Origin of the sequence: Bacteroides sp. MSK.18.37, from assembly GCF_019129155.2 — a bacterium.
Classification (GTDB): Bacteria; Bacteroidota; Bacteroidia; order Bacteroidales; family Bacteroidaceae; genus Bacteroides; species Bacteroides ovatus.
In genome coordinates, this window is the sequence record NZ_JAHOIB020000001.1 from 5155755 (window position 1) to 5174762 (window position 19008).

Annotated in this window: 14 protein-coding genes; 13 read left to right on the forward strand and 1 reads right to left on the reverse strand. The window is 41.2% G+C overall.

Annotated elements, in window-relative coordinates; genetic code table 11:
* Positions 1-6: 6 nt before the first annotated feature.
* From KSX81_RS19825 to KSX81_RS19870, 10 genes are all read left to right on the forward strand, one after another.
* Entirely contained in the window at positions 7-2484 is a 2478-nt protein-coding gene (locus tag KSX81_RS19825; RefSeq protein WP_217725645.1) for a TonB-dependent receptor, read from the forward strand.
* Positions 2485-2565: 81 nt separating this feature from the next.
* On the forward strand, positions 2566-3642 hold the full coding sequence (locus KSX81_RS19830) for a sensor histidine kinase (protein ID WP_004300566.1): 1077 nt from the start codon (positions 2566-2568) through the stop codon (positions 3640-3642).
* Entirely contained in the window at positions 3639-4718 is a 1080-nt protein-coding gene (locus KSX81_RS19835) for a sensor histidine kinase (RefSeq protein ID WP_004300564.1), read from the forward strand. The genes KSX81_RS19830 and KSX81_RS19835 overlap by 4 nt, the downstream gene beginning before the upstream one ends.
* Positions 4715-5431 carry a LytR/AlgR family response regulator transcription factor gene (locus KSX81_RS19840; RefSeq protein WP_004300562.1) on the forward strand — a complete coding sequence of 239 codons (717 nt, stop codon included), beginning with the start codon at positions 4715-4717 and terminating at the stop codon, positions 5429-5431. The genes KSX81_RS19835 and KSX81_RS19840 overlap by 4 nt, the downstream gene beginning before the upstream one ends.
* A 64-nt stretch (positions 5432-5495) precedes the next feature.
* Positions 5496-6044, forward strand: a complete 549-nt coding sequence (locus tag KSX81_RS19845; RefSeq protein WP_004304159.1) for an RNA polymerase sigma-70 factor — start codon at positions 5496-5498, stop codon at positions 6042-6044.
* An 85-nt stretch (positions 6045-6129) separates the two neighbouring features.
* On the forward strand, positions 6130-7299 hold the full coding sequence (locus tag KSX81_RS19850) for a FecR family protein (protein ID WP_008774635.1): 1170 nt from the start codon (positions 6130-6132) through the stop codon (positions 7297-7299).
* Between the two features lie 10 nt (positions 7300-7309).
* Positions 7310-10687: a TonB-dependent receptor gene (locus KSX81_RS19855; RefSeq protein WP_032845326.1), complete on the forward strand. Its 3378-nt coding sequence runs from the start codon at positions 7310-7312 to the stop codon at positions 10685-10687.
* 26 nt (positions 10688-10713) lie between these two features.
* Positions 10714-12171 carry a RagB/SusD family nutrient uptake outer membrane protein gene (locus KSX81_RS19860; RefSeq protein ID WP_032845325.1) on the forward strand — a complete coding sequence of 486 codons (1458 nt, stop codon included), beginning with the start codon at positions 10714-10716 and terminating at the stop codon, positions 12169-12171.
* A gap of 24 nt (positions 12172-12195) precedes the next feature.
* Positions 12196-13362 (forward strand): metallophosphoesterase, encoded by a 1167-nt coding sequence (locus tag KSX81_RS19865; RefSeq protein ID WP_032845324.1) that lies wholly within the window; start codon positions 12196-12198, stop codon positions 13360-13362.
* Positions 13363-13382: 20 nt separating this feature from the next.
* A complete protein-coding gene (locus tag KSX81_RS19870) occupies positions 13383-14522 on the forward strand; it encodes a metallophosphoesterase (protein ID WP_217725646.1) in 1140 nt (379 codons plus the stop codon).
* A gap of 82 nt (positions 14523-14604) precedes the next feature.
* On the opposite strand, the gene trxA is transcribed toward KSX81_RS19870, so the two are convergent.
* Complete coding sequence (gene trxA, locus KSX81_RS19875) at positions 14605-15102, reverse strand: thioredoxin (RefSeq protein ID WP_217725647.1); 498 nt, start codon at positions 15100-15102, stop codon at positions 14605-14607.
* A 513-nt stretch (positions 15103-15615) separates the two neighbouring features.
* On the opposite strand from trxA, the gene KSX81_RS19880 reads away from it, so the two are divergent.
* The 3 genes from KSX81_RS19880 to KSX81_RS19890 are packed head-to-tail and all read left to right on the forward strand — an operon-like array spanning position 15616 to position 18876.
* On the forward strand, positions 15616-17013 hold the full coding sequence (locus tag KSX81_RS19880) for an RtcB family protein (RefSeq protein WP_004304141.1): 1398 nt from the start codon (positions 15616-15618) through the stop codon (positions 17011-17013).
* A 43-nt stretch (positions 17014-17056) separates the two neighbouring features.
* On the forward strand, positions 17057-17764 hold the full coding sequence (locus KSX81_RS19885) for an RNA ligase family protein (protein ID WP_004300543.1): 708 nt from the start codon (positions 17057-17059) through the stop codon (positions 17762-17764).
* Between the two features lie 2 nt (positions 17765-17766).
* A complete protein-coding gene (locus KSX81_RS19890; protein WP_004300540.1) occupies positions 17767-18876 on the forward strand; it encodes an AAA family ATPase in 1110 nt (369 codons plus the stop codon).
* The last annotated feature ends 132 nt before the right edge of the window (positions 18877-19008 follow it).

Genomic DNA, 19008 nt, shown 5'->3' on the forward strand with positions numbered 1-19008 from the left:
AAAATCATGAAGATGAATAAAACTAGATTATTAGAAAAAATATCTATTCAGTCAGGTATCTCCGCAGATGAATGCAGCGCAGTACTCAAAACCTTTGAAAGAGTTCTTAGTGAAGAGTTAACCCGGAAAATACATCGTTATGGCGGGTGGATACTTTTGTTGGTTGCTTTGTTGGTATCCGCAGTGGCGTTTAGTCAGACACCGCAGAGAAAAGGACGGCCGGTACAGACAATCCGGGGAATGGTTATTGACGGGGATTCAAAACACCCGATACCGTATGCAACGGTGAGATTATCCGAAAAAGAGGGAACAGGTACGATAACAGACAGTCTCGGGCGTTTCAGCATACCACAGGTTCCTGTTGGACGGCATACGGTAGAGGCAGCCTTTATGGGATATGAGCCGGGTATTTTCAGAGAGATACTGGTAACTTCCGCCAAGGAGGTTTATCTGGAAATTCCTTTGAAAGAAAGTGTAAACGAACTCAATGAAGTAGTGATTCGTGCCAGAACCAATAAAGAGGAGGCGATGAATAAGATGGCTACTACCGGAGCCCGTATGTTGAGTGTGGAAGAAGCGAGCCGCTATGCCGGAGGTTTTGACGACCCTGCCCGTTTGGTATCCTCCTTTGCCGGAGTGGCCCCCAGTGTATCTTCCAATGGAATATCCATTCATGGCAATGCTCCCCATTTGTTGCAATGGCGATTGGAAGACGTTGAAATTCCCAACCCGAATCACTTTGCGGATATTGCCACATTGGGTGGAGGAATACTTTCATCTCTTAGTTCGCAGGTATTGGGTAATTCCGATTTCTTTACCGGAGCTTTTCCGGCAGAATATGGAAATGCGGTATCCGGTGTGTTTGATATGAAATTGCGCAATGGCAATAACCAGAAGAATGAGAATACGCTTCAAGTGGGCATCATGGGAATTGATGTAGCTTCCGAAGGACCGTTAAGCAAGAAGCACAAAGCGTCCTATATTTTCAATTATCGGTATTCCACAACAGGACTTCTGAACTTGGAGGGCGGAAAGATGGACTATCAGGACTTGAACTTCAAACTGAATTTCCCGACACAGAAAGCAGGAACATTCTCTGTCTGGGGAACCAGCCTGATTGATAAATTCGGCAGTGATTTTGAAAAGAATACGGATAAATGGGAATATATGAGCGACCGTAACGAATCAAAAGACAAACAGTATATGGCTGCCGGAGGTATCAGCCACCGTTATTTCTTCAACAATGACGCATCATTGAAAACCACTATTGCCGGTACTTATTCACAACTGGACGGAGGAGCAACCATGTTTAACCACTCTCTGGAATCTACTCCCTACATGGATCTTAACTCGAAACATACCAACTTGATACTGACTTCAACTTTCAACCGTAAATTCAGTAACCGTTTTACTAATAAGACAGGATTTACGTATAATGCCATGTTCTATCAAATGAACCTTGCCATTGCTCCTTATGAAGCCGAATCACTGGAAACCGTATCTCAAGGAAAAGGCAATACGAGTCTGATATCTGCCTACAATAGTTCTTCTGTAGGATTGACGGAACGTTGGACGCTCAATGCCGGTATTTACGGGCAATTTCTAACCCTGAATAATAAGTGGTCTGTTGAACCCCGTATTGGTTTGAAATGGCAAGCTACTCCGAAAGCAACTTTCGCACTGGCTTATGGTATGTACAGCCGTATGGAGAAAATGGACGTCTATTTTGTGAAAACGAAAAGTACAGGAGACAAATCCGTCAACAAGGAACTCGATTTCACCAAAGCGCAGCACGTCATGTTGTCTTTTGGATACAAAATATCCGATCGCATGAATCTGAAAATAGAACCTTATATCCAATTTCTCCATGATGTGCCTGTGATGGCTGACAGCTCTTATTCCGTACTCAACCGCTCTGATTTCTATGTGGAAGACGCATTGGTTAATAAAGGAAGAGGACGCAATATAGGCATTGACATCACTTTAGAACGTTTCCTGGAAAAAGGACTCTATTACATGATTTCCGGTTCTCTTTTCGATTCCCGTTACCGGGGCGGAGACGGTGTGTGGTACAATACGAAGTTTAATCGGAATTATGTCATCAACGGACTGATTGGAAAGGAATGGATGCTGGGACGTAACAGGCAGAATATTCTTAGCATCAATCTGAAATTGACCTTACAAGGAGGTGACCGGTATTCTCCGATTGACAGGGAAGCAACGATGAATCATCCTGATAAAGAGGTACAGTATGACGAAACGAAAGCATTTTCTAAACAGTATTCTCCCATGCTTATCGGCAACTATACCGTGAGTTACCGCATCAACAAGAAGAAAGTCTCTCATGAGTTTGCAGTGAAAGGACTTAACTTTACCGGTGCGAAAGAACACTATGGACATGAATATAATGTGAAAACTGGAAAAATTGATGTTAGCGACGGTTCTACAACATTGACAAATGTGAGTTATAAACTTGAATTTTAGATAACCGATATAGAAGTCCAACCGGAAAAATGTTTTATCTTCGTCCCCGGAGATAAAACATCTTCCCTGATTAAATACACGATGGCTGAAACAATAACAACAGACAATAAATCTACTTTATTATATCGATTCCTCGTTAGTCCGGAACTTCGATGGGCGCGTTATCTGGTGCTTATTATGGTGTTGGCTACCATATCATTCAATCAGGTTTTTATTATATTCCTCGATTATCGGGATATATTGGGAGGATGGATTTATACATTCACTTTCTTATATCTACTGACTTATATAGGAGTTATTTATCTGAATCTTTTCTGGCTCTTTCCAAAGTTTTTGCTGAAAAGACGCTATCTAAGCTACATATCCTTACTTTCAGTAGCAATGATGCTTGCTCTGGCAATACAAATGGCAACGGAATATGTATCTTATTCCTGCTGGCCGGAATTTTACGAACGTGCCTCCTATTTCTCCATACCTATAGTGATGGATTATATATCTTCTTTCATGTTGTCTACACTCTGCATGATAGGAGGAACAATGACTGTTCTCCTGAAAGAATGGATGATAGACCATCAACGTGTCTCACAAATGGAAAAGGTTCACGTACTTTCGGAAGTGGAACAGCTAAAAGAACAAGTCAGCCCCGAACTTCTTTTCAAAACATTACATCATTCGGGGGAACTGACATTGAGCGAACCGGAAAAAGCCTCGAAGATGCTGATGAAATTAAGTCAACTACTTCGTTATCAACTATATGATTGCAGCAGAACAAAGGTATTGCTTAGTAGTGAAATTAATTTCCTGAATAATTACCTGACCTTGGAACAGAATTCCCAGGCACAATTCAATTATGAACTGCTTGCGGATGGAGAAGTAAATAGAACACTGGTTCCACCCTTGCTTTTCATTCCATTTGTGCAATATATTGTAAAATCAATCAACGAACAGCGAACATCAATCCCTGTTTCTCTCAAAATCCATTTGAAAGTAGAAGAGAACACAATTATATTCACCTGTCTTTGCCTACAAGTGAATCTTTTGGAAGATAAAGGACTTGAAAGAATCCGCCAAAGACTGAACTTATTATATGGCAATCGTTACAGACTATTCCTGACGACAGAAAGCATCTGGTTGGAATTGAAAGGAGGTGAAGTATGAACCTGAATACAGAACATAGAAGAATGGAAGATAAAAGTGTTACAGCTTTTTTGTTAAGTCCTCATTACCGGACATGCAGACATCTGTTACTGCAAATAATAGTTCTTTTGATGACTATTAATGTCTTTTGGTACGAACCTTTGCAGTCAGTTTCTTTTTGGCGGCGTTTTGGTGGATTCCTGGCATATTTTGTTTCCATTAATACAGTAATCTATATGAACCTGTATATATTAGTACCCTGTTTTCTGTTGAAGAACCGCTTAGGTCATTATGTCCTGGCGGCTGTCCTGACGAATTTGGTAGTCATCGTCTTCCTTTCAATCACCCAGGGATTACTCTTTGAAGTAATTCTGCCCGGAAAAGATCCTGGCAGATTCGCTACTTTCATTAATACTTTTTCGGGGATACTGACCATCGGTTTTGTTACCGCAGGTTCGGCAGCCATATCGCTGTTTACCCATTGGTTGCGCTACAACCTGCGTATTGACGAACTCGAGTCCACTACTTTGCAATCCGAACTGACATTTCTGAAGAATCAGATTAACCCGCATTTCCTTTTCAATATGCTGAATAATGCCAATGTCCTGATAAAGAGAAATCCGGAAGAAGCTTCCAAAGTACTTTTTAAACTGGAAGATTTGCTACGGTATCAGATTAATGACAGTTCGCGTGAAAGAGTTTCGTTGGCTTCGGATATCCGTTTCCTGAATGACTACCTGAATTTGGAAAAGATACGCCGTGACAATTTCCAGTTTACGTTGAGGCAGGAGGGAGAAGTGGATTCCATTTGGATTCAGCCTTTATTATTCATTCCTTTTGTGGAAAATGCGGTGAAACATAGTTTTGATAGTGAGCATTCTTCGTATGTCCATGTCTTTTTTAAGGTGGAGGCTCACCGGCTGGAATTCCGGTGTGAGAATTCTAAACCGGCTGTTGCAGTCCAGCAGGGTAAAGTCGGTGGAATCGGACTTGCCAATATTCAGCGTAGATTAGGATTACTGTATCCTGAACATTATAAGTTGGAACAAAAAGAAGATGAAAATCTCTATTCTGTAATTTTAAGTATAACATTATGAATTGTATCATTGTAGATGATGAACCCTTGGCACGTGAGGCCATGAAGTTATTGATAGAAGAATCCGATAATCTCCAGTTGATAGGCAGCTTTAATAGTGCTGCAACTGCTTCCGACTTTATGGAGCAGCAGGGAGTCGATCTGGTTTTTCTGGATATTCAGATGCCTGGGATTACAGGAATAGAGTTTGCCCGTACGATTTCCAAAAAAACACTGGTTATTTTCACCACAGCCTATACAGAATATGCGCTGGATAGCTATGAAGTAGATGCAATCGACTATCTGATTAAGCCCGTCGAAGCGGAACGTTTTCAAAAGGCGGTGGATAAAGCGTTATCCTATCATTCTCTATTATTGAAAGAAGAAAAAGAAGCTATCGAAACGATTGTTGCCGCTGAATATTTCTTCGTAAAGGCAGAGCGCCGGTATTTCAAGGTGAATTTCTCCGATATTCTCTTTATTGAGGGATTGAAAGATTACGTCATTCTTCAACTGAACGACCAGCGTATCATTACTCGCATGAGCCTGAAAGCCATATTCGATTTATTACCAAAATCTATTTTTTTGCGGGTGAATAAATCCTATATCGTCAATACCGATCACATCGAGTCATTTGACAATAATGATATATTTATAAAATCGTATGAAATTGCTATCGGTAATAGTTATCGGGACGACTTCTTTGAGGGTTTTGTAATGAAACAAAGATTGTGATTTTTCATTTTTGTTTGGTTACATAATTTTCAAATGGTATATTTGTAACCAAAATAAAGAATACGTGATTGGCACAACAGACTATATTAGTATTAAGTTAACTGATGAGACGCAGTTTCGTTCTATATTCGACAAATATTACATATCTTTATGTATGTTTGCTAATCAGTATGTCGAAAATGATGCATTAGCGGCTGATATTGTTCAGGAGTGTTTTGTGAAGTTGTGGCAGTTGCGCGATGATTTCATGTATGTGCATCAGATTAAATCATTCCTCTATACGTCGGTACGCAATAAATCTTTAAATGAACTGGAACATACCAAGGTCATGAACGAGTATGCACAGAAAGTTCAGGAAATGAGTAAAGACTCTTTTTTCCAAGACAAGGTCATAGCAGAAGAAAGTTACCGGATATTAGTGGATGCCATTGAAAAACTACCGCCACAGATGAAAAGCATTATGCAACTGGCGCTTGAGGGAAAAAGCAATCCGGAAATTGCTGAAACACTGAATATTTCCGGCGAAACGGTACACTCCCAGAAAAAGATTGCCTACCGTAAACTACGCGTATATTTGAAAGACTATTACTACCTGGTTTTTTACTTTTTATAGTTTCTTTTAAAAAAAATCATTTTTAATACACCCTGATTTTCAATTCACCTGTTTTAGTATAAACAACGATTAAAACATGTGAATTATGATAAACCAACATTTCTATATTGCAAGACTCATTGCCAGATACTTATCTGATGAAATCGAGGAAGAAGAACAGGCAGAACTGACCCGGTGGAGAAATGAATCGCCCGAAAACGAACGCCTTTTTCGGGAAATCTGCAAGGAAGAGAACATAAAGCAGAATATGCAGAAGCGGCAAACTTTCCATACAGAGGACGGATGGGAGGGAGTGCAAAGAAAAATCCAACGCCATCGGTTCAGACATCGGATACTGAATATATGTAAATATGCTGCTATTTTCATTTTTCCGGTGGTTATTGCTACTGTGGCAATATATAAGAGCGGTAATGAACCCCAGCCGTTATCTCAAGTAGCGAAACAAATTGTTCCGGGTGGTAAGAAAGCCGTTCTTATTCTGGATAATGGAGAAGCAATTGATTTGAAGTCTACCTCCGGCGTGGAATTGAAAGAAAAAGATGGTACAGTCATTCAGGTGGATTCTACAGCATTGAATTATCAGCAGGCTCCCGCCCGGACATCCGAAAAACTTGCATATAATAAGGTAAACGTTCCTCGTGGTGGTGAATATCAGCTGACGTTGAGCGATGGAAGTAAAGTACAGTTGAATTCTATGAGTTCCATCCGTTTCCCTGTTCAGTTTGCACAGGATTGCCGTCTGGTAGAATTGGAGGGAGAGGCCTATTTCGAAGTAAGCAAAACCGGACAGCCTTTTATTGTACAAACCAAAGGGATGAAAATAGAAGTATTAGGAACTACTTTTAATATATCAGCTTACGCAAACGAAGAATATCAAACTACACTTGTCAGCGGTTCGGTAAAAGTACAGACTGAAAATGGAAGCAACCGGATTCTGAAACCATCGGAACAGGCTTGTATTACTCCGGGCAGCAACCAGATCAATGTACGCAATGTAGATACTGCATTTTATACTTCATGGATACATGGAAAGATCAATTTCAAGGACCAGCGATTGGACGACATCATGAAAACTCTTGCCAGATGGTATGATATGGATGTAGTCTATGAGAATGAGGCGACGAAAGAGTTACGCTTCGGTTGCTATGTTAACCGCTATAATGAGATTACCCCATTGGTGAAATTGTTGGAGCAAACGGGTAGAGTAACTGTCACAGTAGAAGGAAAAACTATCAAAATATTCACTAATCATTAATCCCTGTTTTATGGAAAAACTACGTAATGTTGCCAGATTTGGGAAATATGGAAAACGTCTTTGTATGATGTTCCTTTTTCTCTGTATTACGACTTCAGGGCTGATGCGCGCATCTGTATTCGCACAGACCACGGTTACAGCCAAATTCAGAAATGTAACACTGAATGAAGTTCTTTGGGAAATTCAGAAACAAACGGACTTTACCTTTATCTACAGCACAAATGATGCAAAGAAAGTCAGAGTGGAAAATCTGGATGTGAAGAATGAACTGATTTCTGAAGTGCTTAACAAATGCCTGCGAAATAGCGGACTGACTTATACGGTTCATGATGGAGTAATTGCCATCCGTAAGGCTGAACCCGTTAGGACGGAAACTGTTGCACGTGAGAAATATACGATTACAGGGAAAGTAATTGAAGATAGTGGAGAGCCGATAATCGGAGCTAATGTCATCGTGAAAGGTACAACTAACGGTATGATGACTGATATGGACGGTAATTTCCATCTGGAAGTTACAGACAAGAAAGTGACTCTGATGGTTTCTTATATCGGTTATACGTCACAGGAGGTAGTTGCAACTCCCGGCAAGCCGATGAGCATAATCCTGAAAGTGGATAATAACCTGTTGGACGAAGTGATTGTAACGGGATATGGTACTTTCAAGAAATCGGCTTATGCAGGTTCTGCCAGTATCGTAAAGACAGATGCTGTGAAAGATGTGCCTAATGTATCTTTCCAACAGATGTTGGAGGGGGCGGCTCCCGGTGTCAGCGTAAATACCGGTTCGGGTATACCGGGTTCGTCAACGTCCATCCGTATCCGTGGTATGGGTTCGTTTAATGCCTCCAATTCTCCGCTGTATGTAGTGGATGGTGTTCCCGTATTGTCGGGTAATATTGGTGCATCTGGTAGTGATTCCGGTTTGGATGTAATGTCTACCTTGAATACATCGGATATTGAAAGCATCACTGTTATCAAGGATGCCGCTGCTGCTTCACTTTATGGTTCACGTGCAGCGAATGGAGTTGTCATTATTACTACGAAACAAGGAAAAGCAGGTAAACCGGTCTTTAAATTGAAATCGGATTGGGGATTCTCTAATTTTGCCATGCCTTTCCGCGAATTGATGGGCGGACAGGAACGTCGTAACCTGATCCACGAGGGGCTTCGAAATTATGCTTTAACTTATAGCGGTAAGACCGATGATGAGGTGGGACTTCATCAGGGGATGACCGAGAATGAAGCATGGGCTTATGCCGATTCGAATATTGACCAGTATGCACCGATCCCTTGGTGTGGTTTTGTGAATTGGGATGATTATCTGTTCCGTAACGGTAGCCACCAGAATTACGAGTTTTCAGCTTCCGGCGGACAGGAAAAGATTAAATACTATACGTCCATCGGCTATATGAAGCAGGATGGTGTTACGATAAACTCCGGTCTGGAACGTATTTCTGCACGTTTGAATGTAGACTATCAAATGGCTAAATGGATGAATATCGGTGCAAAGATACAGTTCTCCAAAGTGAATCAGGATACTTATTCGGAAGGGACATCGTATACTTCTCCAATTTACGGTACGCGTAATGGAGCCACACCGTCTGACCCTATATGGAATGAAGACGGCACCTGGAACCGTGCATTAATCAAATTGGATGACCGTAACCCGATGTTATCAAATTCTTATAATTTTAAGAGAGAATATGCGACTCGTTCTTTCAATACCGTATATGCATCATTCGATATTTGGAAAGGAATCAAGTTTGCGTCTACATTCAGCTATGATTTTGTGATGAACAAGTCTCGTGCATGGAAAGACCCGCGTACCAGTGACGGTGACGATGATAACGGGCGTTTCAGCAAAGATTATAATGATATTACCAATATGACATGGTCTAATATTCTGACTTATCAGACAAAGATCAAGAAAAAACATAATCTGGACCTTTTGGCTGGTTATGAAATCAACAGTAAGGAGTCGGATGGACTGGGAACTACTATCTCTAATTTTGCACGCTGGGATAAACCGGAAGTCAACAATGGTGTAGTGTATCAGAGTATGGGAGGTTCTAACAGTACGACGCGTATTGTCTCTTATATTACACGTGCCAACTATGATTATGACAACAAATACTATCTGGGAGCGAGTTGGAGAACAGACGGAAGTTCGCGATTGGCAAGAGAGAATCGTTGGGGAAATTTCTGGTCATTGTCCGGTGCATGGAGAGTGAGTAGCGAGAGTTTTATGAAACCTCTTCAGAACTGGTTAAGTGACCTGAAACTTAGAGTTTCTTACGGTGTGAACGGAACTCTGCCGTCTTCTTATTATGGATATATGGGATTGAGCAGTCTGACTAGTAATTATAACGATAATCCGGGTATCACGCAGTCGCAACTGAAAAACAAGGAACTGACTTGGGAAACCAACTACAACTTCAACTCCGGTATCGACTTGGGATTCTTCGACAACAGACTGAATGTTACATTTGAATATTACGTTCGTACAACGAAAAATCTGCTTTACAGCCGGCCATTATCTCTTGCAACAGGTTTCTCAAGTTATCTTGCCAACATAGGTAAATTACAAAACAAGGGATATGAATTGGAAATTCGTTCAACTAATATCGAGACAAAAGATTTTCGTTGGAGTACTAGTTTGAATCTGGGACATAATGCCAATAAAATCCTGAAGTTGGACGGAGATTTGAAACAAGTAACCAGCGGAACATCTATTCATAAGGTAGGTTTGCCCTATTCTACCTATTATATGATTGAATTTGCAGGCATCGACCCGGCAGACGGTGAACCGATGTTCTATAAGAATACGACGGATGAAAATGGAAATCTGAACAAAGAAACTACTAAAGATCCGCGTAGTGCGGAAAAAGTGATACTGCAATGTGCCGATCCTACTATCACCGGTGGACTGGGTAACAGCATCTCTTATAAGTGGTTTGATCTGAATTTTAACGTGAATTTCTCTTTTGGGGCATGGAACTATGACGGCGCGGCAGGCAAACTGGAACACGGTGGCGATGGAACGCTGAATATTCCTATTTATTACCGGAAACGCTGGCAGAAGGAGGGTGATGAAACGAGTATTGAACGTTTTGTAGTCGGTAGATCAATTTCCATGACCGATTATGCTACCACACGTCGTTTATACAGTGGAGATTATGTTCGTCTGAAGAATCTGACTTTCGGCTTTACACTGCCGAAGACATGGACCCGGAAAGTGGGTATCGACAATATACGTCTGTATGCATCGGGCAATAACCTGTTAACTTGGGCGGCATACGATTATATTGACCCCGAATCGGGTTCATCACCTAGTTGGGATACTCCTCCGATGAGAACCTATACATTCGGTTTGGAAGTGAAATTCTAAGTGCATTAATCTATAAATGAATAAGTATGAAAAAGATAAAATATATAGCTTTAGGTGTCTTTGCAACCTTATTGAGTAGTTGCGGAAATGACTGGTTAGATTTGCAATCTTCCACAGCTATAGAAACCGATGGTTCATTGACCGAATTAAGAGATTTTGAATTTGTGCTGAACGGTGCATACAGCAGTATGCAGTCATCCAGTTATTATGGAGCAGATATGTTCTGTTATGGTGATTTGAGGGGAGATGACATGAAATCTTATAAGTCTTCCAGCACCAATGTCAGTTTCTATACATTCAAGTACAATAAGACGAATGGACCTAGTGGTTTCTGGGGGATGTACTACGGTATTGGTAAGAACCTGAACATTTTATTCCGGGATATTGAAAAGATAAAGCTTGTTCCCGATCGGGAAATTACAACTCCGAAACTGGAGAAGCTGACAGAGCAGGAATATTATAATGACTTGAAAGGAGAGGCTTTGGCAATACGTGCCTTGTTGCTGTTCGATATGACACGTATTTACGGGTATCCTTATCTGAAAGATAACGGGGCATCACTGGCTGTGCCCATTATTGATAAAGTGGTAGAAGATAAGAATATCAAACCTTCCCGCAATACGACCGCCCAATGTTATAAGGCCATCACAGACGACCTGACAGATGCGGTGAAGCTGCTTCGTCCGGTAAAGAAAGAGGGTAAAATCAATAAATGGGGGGCAATGACATTATTAAGCCGGGTTTATCTCTATATGGGGAATGACAAAGAGGCATACGATGTGGCTGCCGAAGCTATCAAAGGTGCGGAAAAACAAGGCTATAAGTTGTGGACCAATGATGAATATGCCAAGATATGGGCTACTCCGTTCAATAGTGAACTGTTGTTCGAAATTGTGAATCTGACAACTGATAGTCCGGGAAAATCATCCATCGGTTATCTTAGCACCAAATATAATCTGATAGCTACCGAAAAGTATTGGAAAGACTACATGAAAGACAATTCCGATGATGTTCGTAGTCAGATGGTGTCTACGGCAAGTAGCAGTAAACCTTATTGCTTGAAATATCCGGCCCAAGGTTCTAAATCGTATGAAGATGCCAATATCCCGGTTTTCCGTCTGTCGGAACTCTATCTGAATGCGGCTGAAGCTGCGATTAAGAGGAATGATATACCTAATACGCGCAAGTATCTGAAACCTATTTATGCACGTACGGGTAAGGATCTGGATGCTGTGGCGGATGAAGGTATAAATCTGGATCTGGTGCTTGAACAGCGCCGCATTGAATTTTGGGGAGAGGGACAACGTTTCTTTGATTTACTTAGAAATAACAAGAAAGTGATACGTGAAGATTATTTGAGCGAAGTTCCCAATGAAGCAGTAGAGTTTGATTGGAGTTATTATAAAATCGTTCTTCCTGTTCCTAACCACGAAATGGAGTACAATGAAAATATGGTTCAGAATCCGGAATATGAATTGCATTAATTAACGCATTAACGTATAGAAATTATGAAAAAGATATATAGCATCTATTTCCTTTTGGGTTTGTTCATCACGGCCTTTTATTCGTGCGGGGAAGATCTGACTCCCGTGGGACCGGATATAGCTGAAATCACTCATTTCCGTAATGATGGTCCTTACCTTTTCTATGAAAACGGTAGACTTAAAATTCTGGAAGTGACTAAAGATAATGCATTGAACATTCGTGAAGAATCCGGATTACCGGCCGGATTGAAACTGGATGTGTATTCGGATGATAATCAGCTCCTTTTTCAGGTACCCATTAATAAGATTGAGAATTTTGAACGTCCGGCATGGGAAAACCGTACCGAGTATGCTAAAACATTTGCCGTATCCGACCTTCACGGGCGTTTCGACTTGTTTGCCGCTATTCTGAAAACAGGGGAAGTGATTAATGATAAATATGAATGGATATATGGCAGTAACCATTTGGTGATTGATGGTGATATTTTCGATCGTGGAGCAGACGTACTTCCTATTTTATGGCTCATATACAAATTGGAATTTGAGGCGAAAACTGTTGGCGGCAGAGTGACAACCATCTTGGGGGATCACGAAGAAATGATAATGCGTGATAATCTGAAATATACGTATGCCAAGTACAACACTCTTTCGCAAAGAGCGATGAACATGACCTATGGAAAAATGTGGGGACTGACGAATGTGATGGGTAACTGGCTGCGTTCTAAAAACACCATTCAGATTGTAGGTGAAAACCTTTATGTTCATGCAGGATTGAGTAAGGTGTTTATGGAACGCGAAGAGACAATTCCCGAAATCAATGAACTGGTGAGCAAGAGCATTTACCTTTCAAAAGAGGAACGGAAAAAACAATATCCGGATATTGCCGATTTCCTTTATAGTGATAGTTATAACGGTCCGTTGTGGTATCGTGGAATGGTTAAGACTGGCAGTGAGTACAGTCCGATAAAGGAAGCGGATGTAGATAAACTTCTGGCTCAATATGATGTCAAACGTATTATTATCGGTCATACGGAAAATAGTCGTGTGAAGTATACCTATAATAAAAAGGTATATGATATTTGTGTTAACCATCCCAAAGCTTTTGAAAAAGAAACTCGTGCCGTGGTTATTGAAGGAGATGATATTAAAGCCATCAATGACGAAGGAGAATTAGTAACGATTAAAAAATAAACTTCAAGAAAGAAAAGAATATGAGCACTCGTTTTTTGAGATTATTTCTTTCTACTCTTGTTCTCGTTTTAATAAGTTCCGGCATTCAGGCCGGAACTTATCATTCAGGAGATAAGAAAAAAGAAAAATTATCTGGTGACGGACCCTATATACTCTATCAGGCAGACGGTAGTACGCGGGTTATTAATGTCAATAAGAAAGGACGGATTACAGACAAGACTTATGCGACATTACCTAAAGATTTCAGTTTCCGTGTGACGGACCATGAGGGACGATATCCGTTTGATGTAAAACTCCATCCATTGAAAAGACCGGAGTGGCAATATACCCGTCCGGAAAAAGTTTTTGTGATATCCGATCCTCATGGGCGGCTGGATTGTGTGATTAGTCTGTTACAAGGAAATGGAGTGATTAATGATAACTATCAATGGAATTTCGGTAGCAATCATTTGGTGATTATCGGAGATGTTTTCGACCGTGGCAAGGATGTACTGCAGATCTTCTGGCTGTTCTATAAATTAGAAGACGAAGCGGCTAAAGCGGGAGGTCATGTCTCTTTCCTTTTGGGAAACCATGAGGCTCTGGTGTTGTCCAACGATCTTCGCTATACAAAAGATAAATATAAATTGCTGGCAGAAAAACTGGGAGTGGAATATCCTTCATTATTCGGCACAAATACCGAATTAGGCCGTTGGCTTGCAACACGTAATACAATGCAAATCATTGGAACCGATTTATATGTACATGCCGGATTAGGAAAATTATTCTATGATAAGGACTTGAATATCCCCACTGTGAACGAGGAAATGAGCCGGGCACTTTTCATGAGCAAAAAAGAGCGTAAGGCGCTTTCTCCACTGACTGATTTTCTGTATGGTAATGACGGTCCGATCTGGTATCGCGGCCTGGTGAGAGAAGATCCCAAGTATAAACCGTTGGTACAGGACTCTTTACAAATGATGTTGGATCGTTATATGGTAAAACATATCCTTATGGGGCACACTATCTTCAAGGATATTTCAACCTTTTATAATGGTAAAGTCATCGCTGTCAATGTTGACAATAAGGAGAATCGGAAGAAAAAGCGTGGACGGGCTGTATTGATAGACAATGGAGTTTATTACGTCGTTGGTGACGACGGGGTTCAGAGAAAACTATAATGAGTTTAACTAGAACTAGCCCCCTATCCATCTTCAAAAGACGAATAGAGGGCAGTCACCATGACGAGAAAAAAGTCGAAGTCTATTGCTTTGTTTCGTTATTTTGTTTCAGAAGAAATTCATCAATTGCTTTTTTAAGCTGGTCTTTGGGCATAGCTCCCTGCATGATTCTAGGTTCCTCTTTCATTGGAATCATCAATAGGGTAGGGATGCTGCGGATACCGAATGCCGCTGCCAGATCTTGTTCTTTGTCCACATCAATCTGGTAGATATCTACTTTACCGCTATATTCTTTGCTAAGTTCTTCCAGAATCGGGTGCATCACCTTACATGGACCGCACCAGGTAGCATAGAAATCTACGATAGCAGGACGGCTGCCCTCAAATTTCCAATCGTTCGGATTGGCTTCATAATTATATACTTTCTTTAAAAAATCGGCTTTATTTAATGCTACTACTTCCATTTTATTGTCCTCCTTTGTTGATTCATTACTCTTTTTATTTTCTCCGCTGTTGCCTGCACAAGCTGTGGTTGCCAATATAACGGCAAAAGCACTCAATAAACCTTTCATTAGTTTCATATACTATTCTTTCTTTTTGTTTTCTCTGTTGCAAAGATAGGGGATATAAAGGGAGTAAAAAATAGCAATTTGACAGAAACTCTTGGCAAAACTTCCCTCGGATAGTTACTGAACGCTAAAATTTGTCTATTATTCTTTGGAGGAAATAAAAATAAGCACTACTTTTGCCGCGATAAAATGAGTATTCACCCTTTAAAAACAGATGGAAAGGGTATTAATTATGTTGGAGCTATAATATTTTCAAATTAGGACTAAGTTGTCTCGTCGAGAGGATGAGGCTTTGCAACTTATTGTTTTTACACTGAACTTATGGTTCTTATATTGACCGCAATTCTACTAACAAGCGGTAATCGTTGATTAGTCCTGCAATCACTTTTTATATTTTAAATTAATCACTTTAATGCGGTGGTGAGGTATTTCATATCCATATCCAAAGCATTGGTATCACGTGTATTGCATTGTTGTCTGCCGGTGAGGCCGACAGGGAATGCTGTATGCGAACGAAAAAAGAGTATGGGAATACGATTAAAAGATTTAAGCAAACTGGGATACCGGGATAATGTTGCCCGTAGTCTGGTAGTGGACATTGTGAGCAAACATTGCAAATACGACACTAAAGAACAGATTGAAATGACATTGAGCGATATACTCGAGCATCCCGAATCTTACAAAAATAATGAAATTTGGAATAAGCTGGCCGAACGCCTTTCGCCTACTATCATAGCGAAAGAGTTTATAGCTTATGATTTATTGGATGAGCCGTTGATGTATAAAACCTATGGAGGTAAATTTATCGAAACGCTTGCCAAACAACAGATGAACCTGGCTATGCGCTTACCTGTAACGGTGGCCGGAGCATTGATGCCTGACGCTCATGCCGGATACGGGTTACCTATCGGTGGAGTGCTTGCTACGGATAATGTAGTGATTCCGTATGCCGTAGGCGTTGATATCGGTTGTCGGATGAGCCTGACGGTATTTGATGCCAGCGCTGACTTCCTGAAACGATATACCTATCAGATGAAAGAAGCCTTGAAAGATTTCACTCATTTCGGTATGGATGGCGGATTGGGTTTTGAGCAAGAACATGAGGTGTTGGATAGGGAAGAATTCCGTTTGACGCCTTTGTTGAGAGATTTGCATGGAAAGGCAGTACGTCAACTGGGGAGTTCCGGTGGTGGCAATCATTTTGTAGAGTTCGGCGAGATCGCTCTGCAAGAAAATAACGTGTTGAATCTTCCGGAAGGAAATTATCTGGCATTGTTGTCACATTCCGGTTCACGAGGATTGGGAGCTGCCATTGCCAAACATTACAGCCTGTTGGCACGTGAAGTGTGCAGGCTTCCCCGTGAAGCACAGCATTTTGCCTGGCTGGATTTAAACACTGAAGCGGGGCAGGAGTATTGGATGAGTATGAATCTGGCAGGTGATTATGCCCGTGCCTGTCATGAGCGAATTCATTTGAATTTGGCGAAAGCATTAGGGTTGAAGCCGCTCGCTAATGTCAACAACCATCATAACTTCGCTTGGAGAGAGGAAATAGCACCGGGGCGTATGGCAATCGTGCATCGCAAAGGAGCTACTCCGGCACAGAAAGGACAAGCGGGATTGATTCCCGGTAGCATGGCTACTGCAGGTTATCTGGTTTGTGGCAAAGGGATGGAAGCTGCTTTAAATTCGGCTTCTCATGGAGCCGGCAGGGCGATGTCCCGCCAGAAGGCAAAAGATAGTTTTACGCAATCGGCTTTGAAGAAACTACTGTCGCAGGCGGGAGTGACTTTGATTGGTGGGAGCGTGGAAGAAATGCCACTGGCATATAAAGATATTGACAGAGTGATGTATACACAGGAAACGCTGGTGGAAGTGCAGGGTAAATTTATGCCTCGCATCGTTCGAATGAATAAGGAGTGATGTGATGAAAGAAATTAGTATTTAATTAAAAAAAAAGAAAGAAATGATATCAGAGAAATATGGTCGCACTTATCACTATCCGTTCTCTCCCGGAACGACTAGTGACGACCGGATTAACCATACGTATTGGGAGGACATCCAACGGATTCGGACATTGGTGCATACCGAGAAGCTGGATGGAGAGAATAATTGTTTAAGTCAGTGGGGTGTTTTTGCCCGTTCGCATGCTGCTCCTACTACTTCACCTTGGACGAGGCAACTGCGTGAGCGTTGGGAATTGATAAAGAATGATTTGGGTGATATAGAAATCTTTGGAGAGAATCTATATGCCGTACATTCCATAGAATATCAGCGATTAGAAACGCATTTTTATGTTTTTGCAGTCCGCTGTATGGATCAGTGGCTGTCGTGGGAAGAAGTAAAGTTTTATGCAGCTTTATTCGACTTTCCTACTGTTCCGGAGTTGAAGATAGAGTCTGTTTCCGGTTTGACACCGGAACTATTAAAACAGGAAATCATCCGTATGTCACAAGAACCGGCTATCTTCGGCTCTTGTGAACCGTGGACGAAAGAGGTTTGTACCCGTGAGGGAGTAGTCAGCCGCAATGTCGGAGAATATCTGGTAAGCGAATTTGCACATAATGTATTTAAGTATGTGCGGAAAGGACATGTTAAAACAGACGAGCATTGGACACGTAACTGGAAGCGTGCCCCGCTTGTTTGGGAATTTAATAATGAAAAGGAGGAATAAAGATGAATTGGAAATTGATAGAAGATAAATCGTGGTGCTCACTCGAACAACAGTTCGAGTGGGTGCGCGAAATGAATACTGTTCAGCAGGATATTCGTTATCATGCCGAGGGCAGTGTAGCCGAACATACCCGTATGGTGTTGGAGGCATTGCAGCAGTCTTCCGCTTATCATTCTCTTTCTACTTTGGAGAAAGAACTTATTTGGACATCTGCCTTGTTGCATGATGTTGAAAAACGTTCAACTTCCGTGGATGAAGGAGAGAGGCGGGTATCTGCTAAAGGACATGCCAGAAAAGGAGAGTACACTGTCCGCACTATTTTATACCGGGATTGTCCTGCTCCATTCCATATCCGGGAACAGATTGCATCTTTAGTCCGGTACCATGGATTACCTGTTTGGCTGATGGAGAAGCCTGACTCTGTGAAGAAACTCTGTGAAGCTTCTTTACGGGTAGATACTTCATTGCTAAAGATGTTGGCCGATGCTGATATCAGAGGACGCATTTGTGAAGATAAGAATGAACTGCTGGAAGCACTGGAACTGTTTGAGATTTTCTGCCGTGAACAGGATTGTTGGAAGAAACCAAGAGAATTTGCCACTGATTATGCACGTTTTCATTACTTCCATACTGAAGACAGTTATATCGATTATGTCCCTCACGAACAGTTTAAATGTGAAGTGACGATGTTGTCAGGACTTCCGGGAATGGGGAAGGATTATTATATTCAATCTGCTGGCATAGATGTTCCGGTGGTGAGTTTGGACGTCATTCGTCGAAAACACAAATTGAGTCCTACGGATAAGTCTGCGAATGGATGGGTAGTGCAAACAGCGAAAGAGGAAGCCAGAACGTATCTCCGCAAAGGTCAGGACTTTGTTTGGAATGCTACTAACATAACTCGTCAGATGCGTGCCCAATTGATTGGTTTGTTTGTTGATTATGGTGCAAAAGTAAAGATAGTCTATCTGGAACAACCATACCACATTTGGCGTCAACAAAATAAAAGCAGGGAATATGCACTTCCTGAATCTGTTTTAGATAAAATGTTGGATAAACTGGAGGTTCCTCAACTGGCGGAAGCGCATGAAGTCGTATATCATGTGGTATAAGCGACGTGAAAAGTTGATAAAGGTGATTCTAGAGCCACTCATTTGATGATGAGAAATAGAATTGTTATTTGTTAGAAGAATTATTGTGTATCAGAATTATATCCGTTATATTTGAGAATATTATGATGGTTG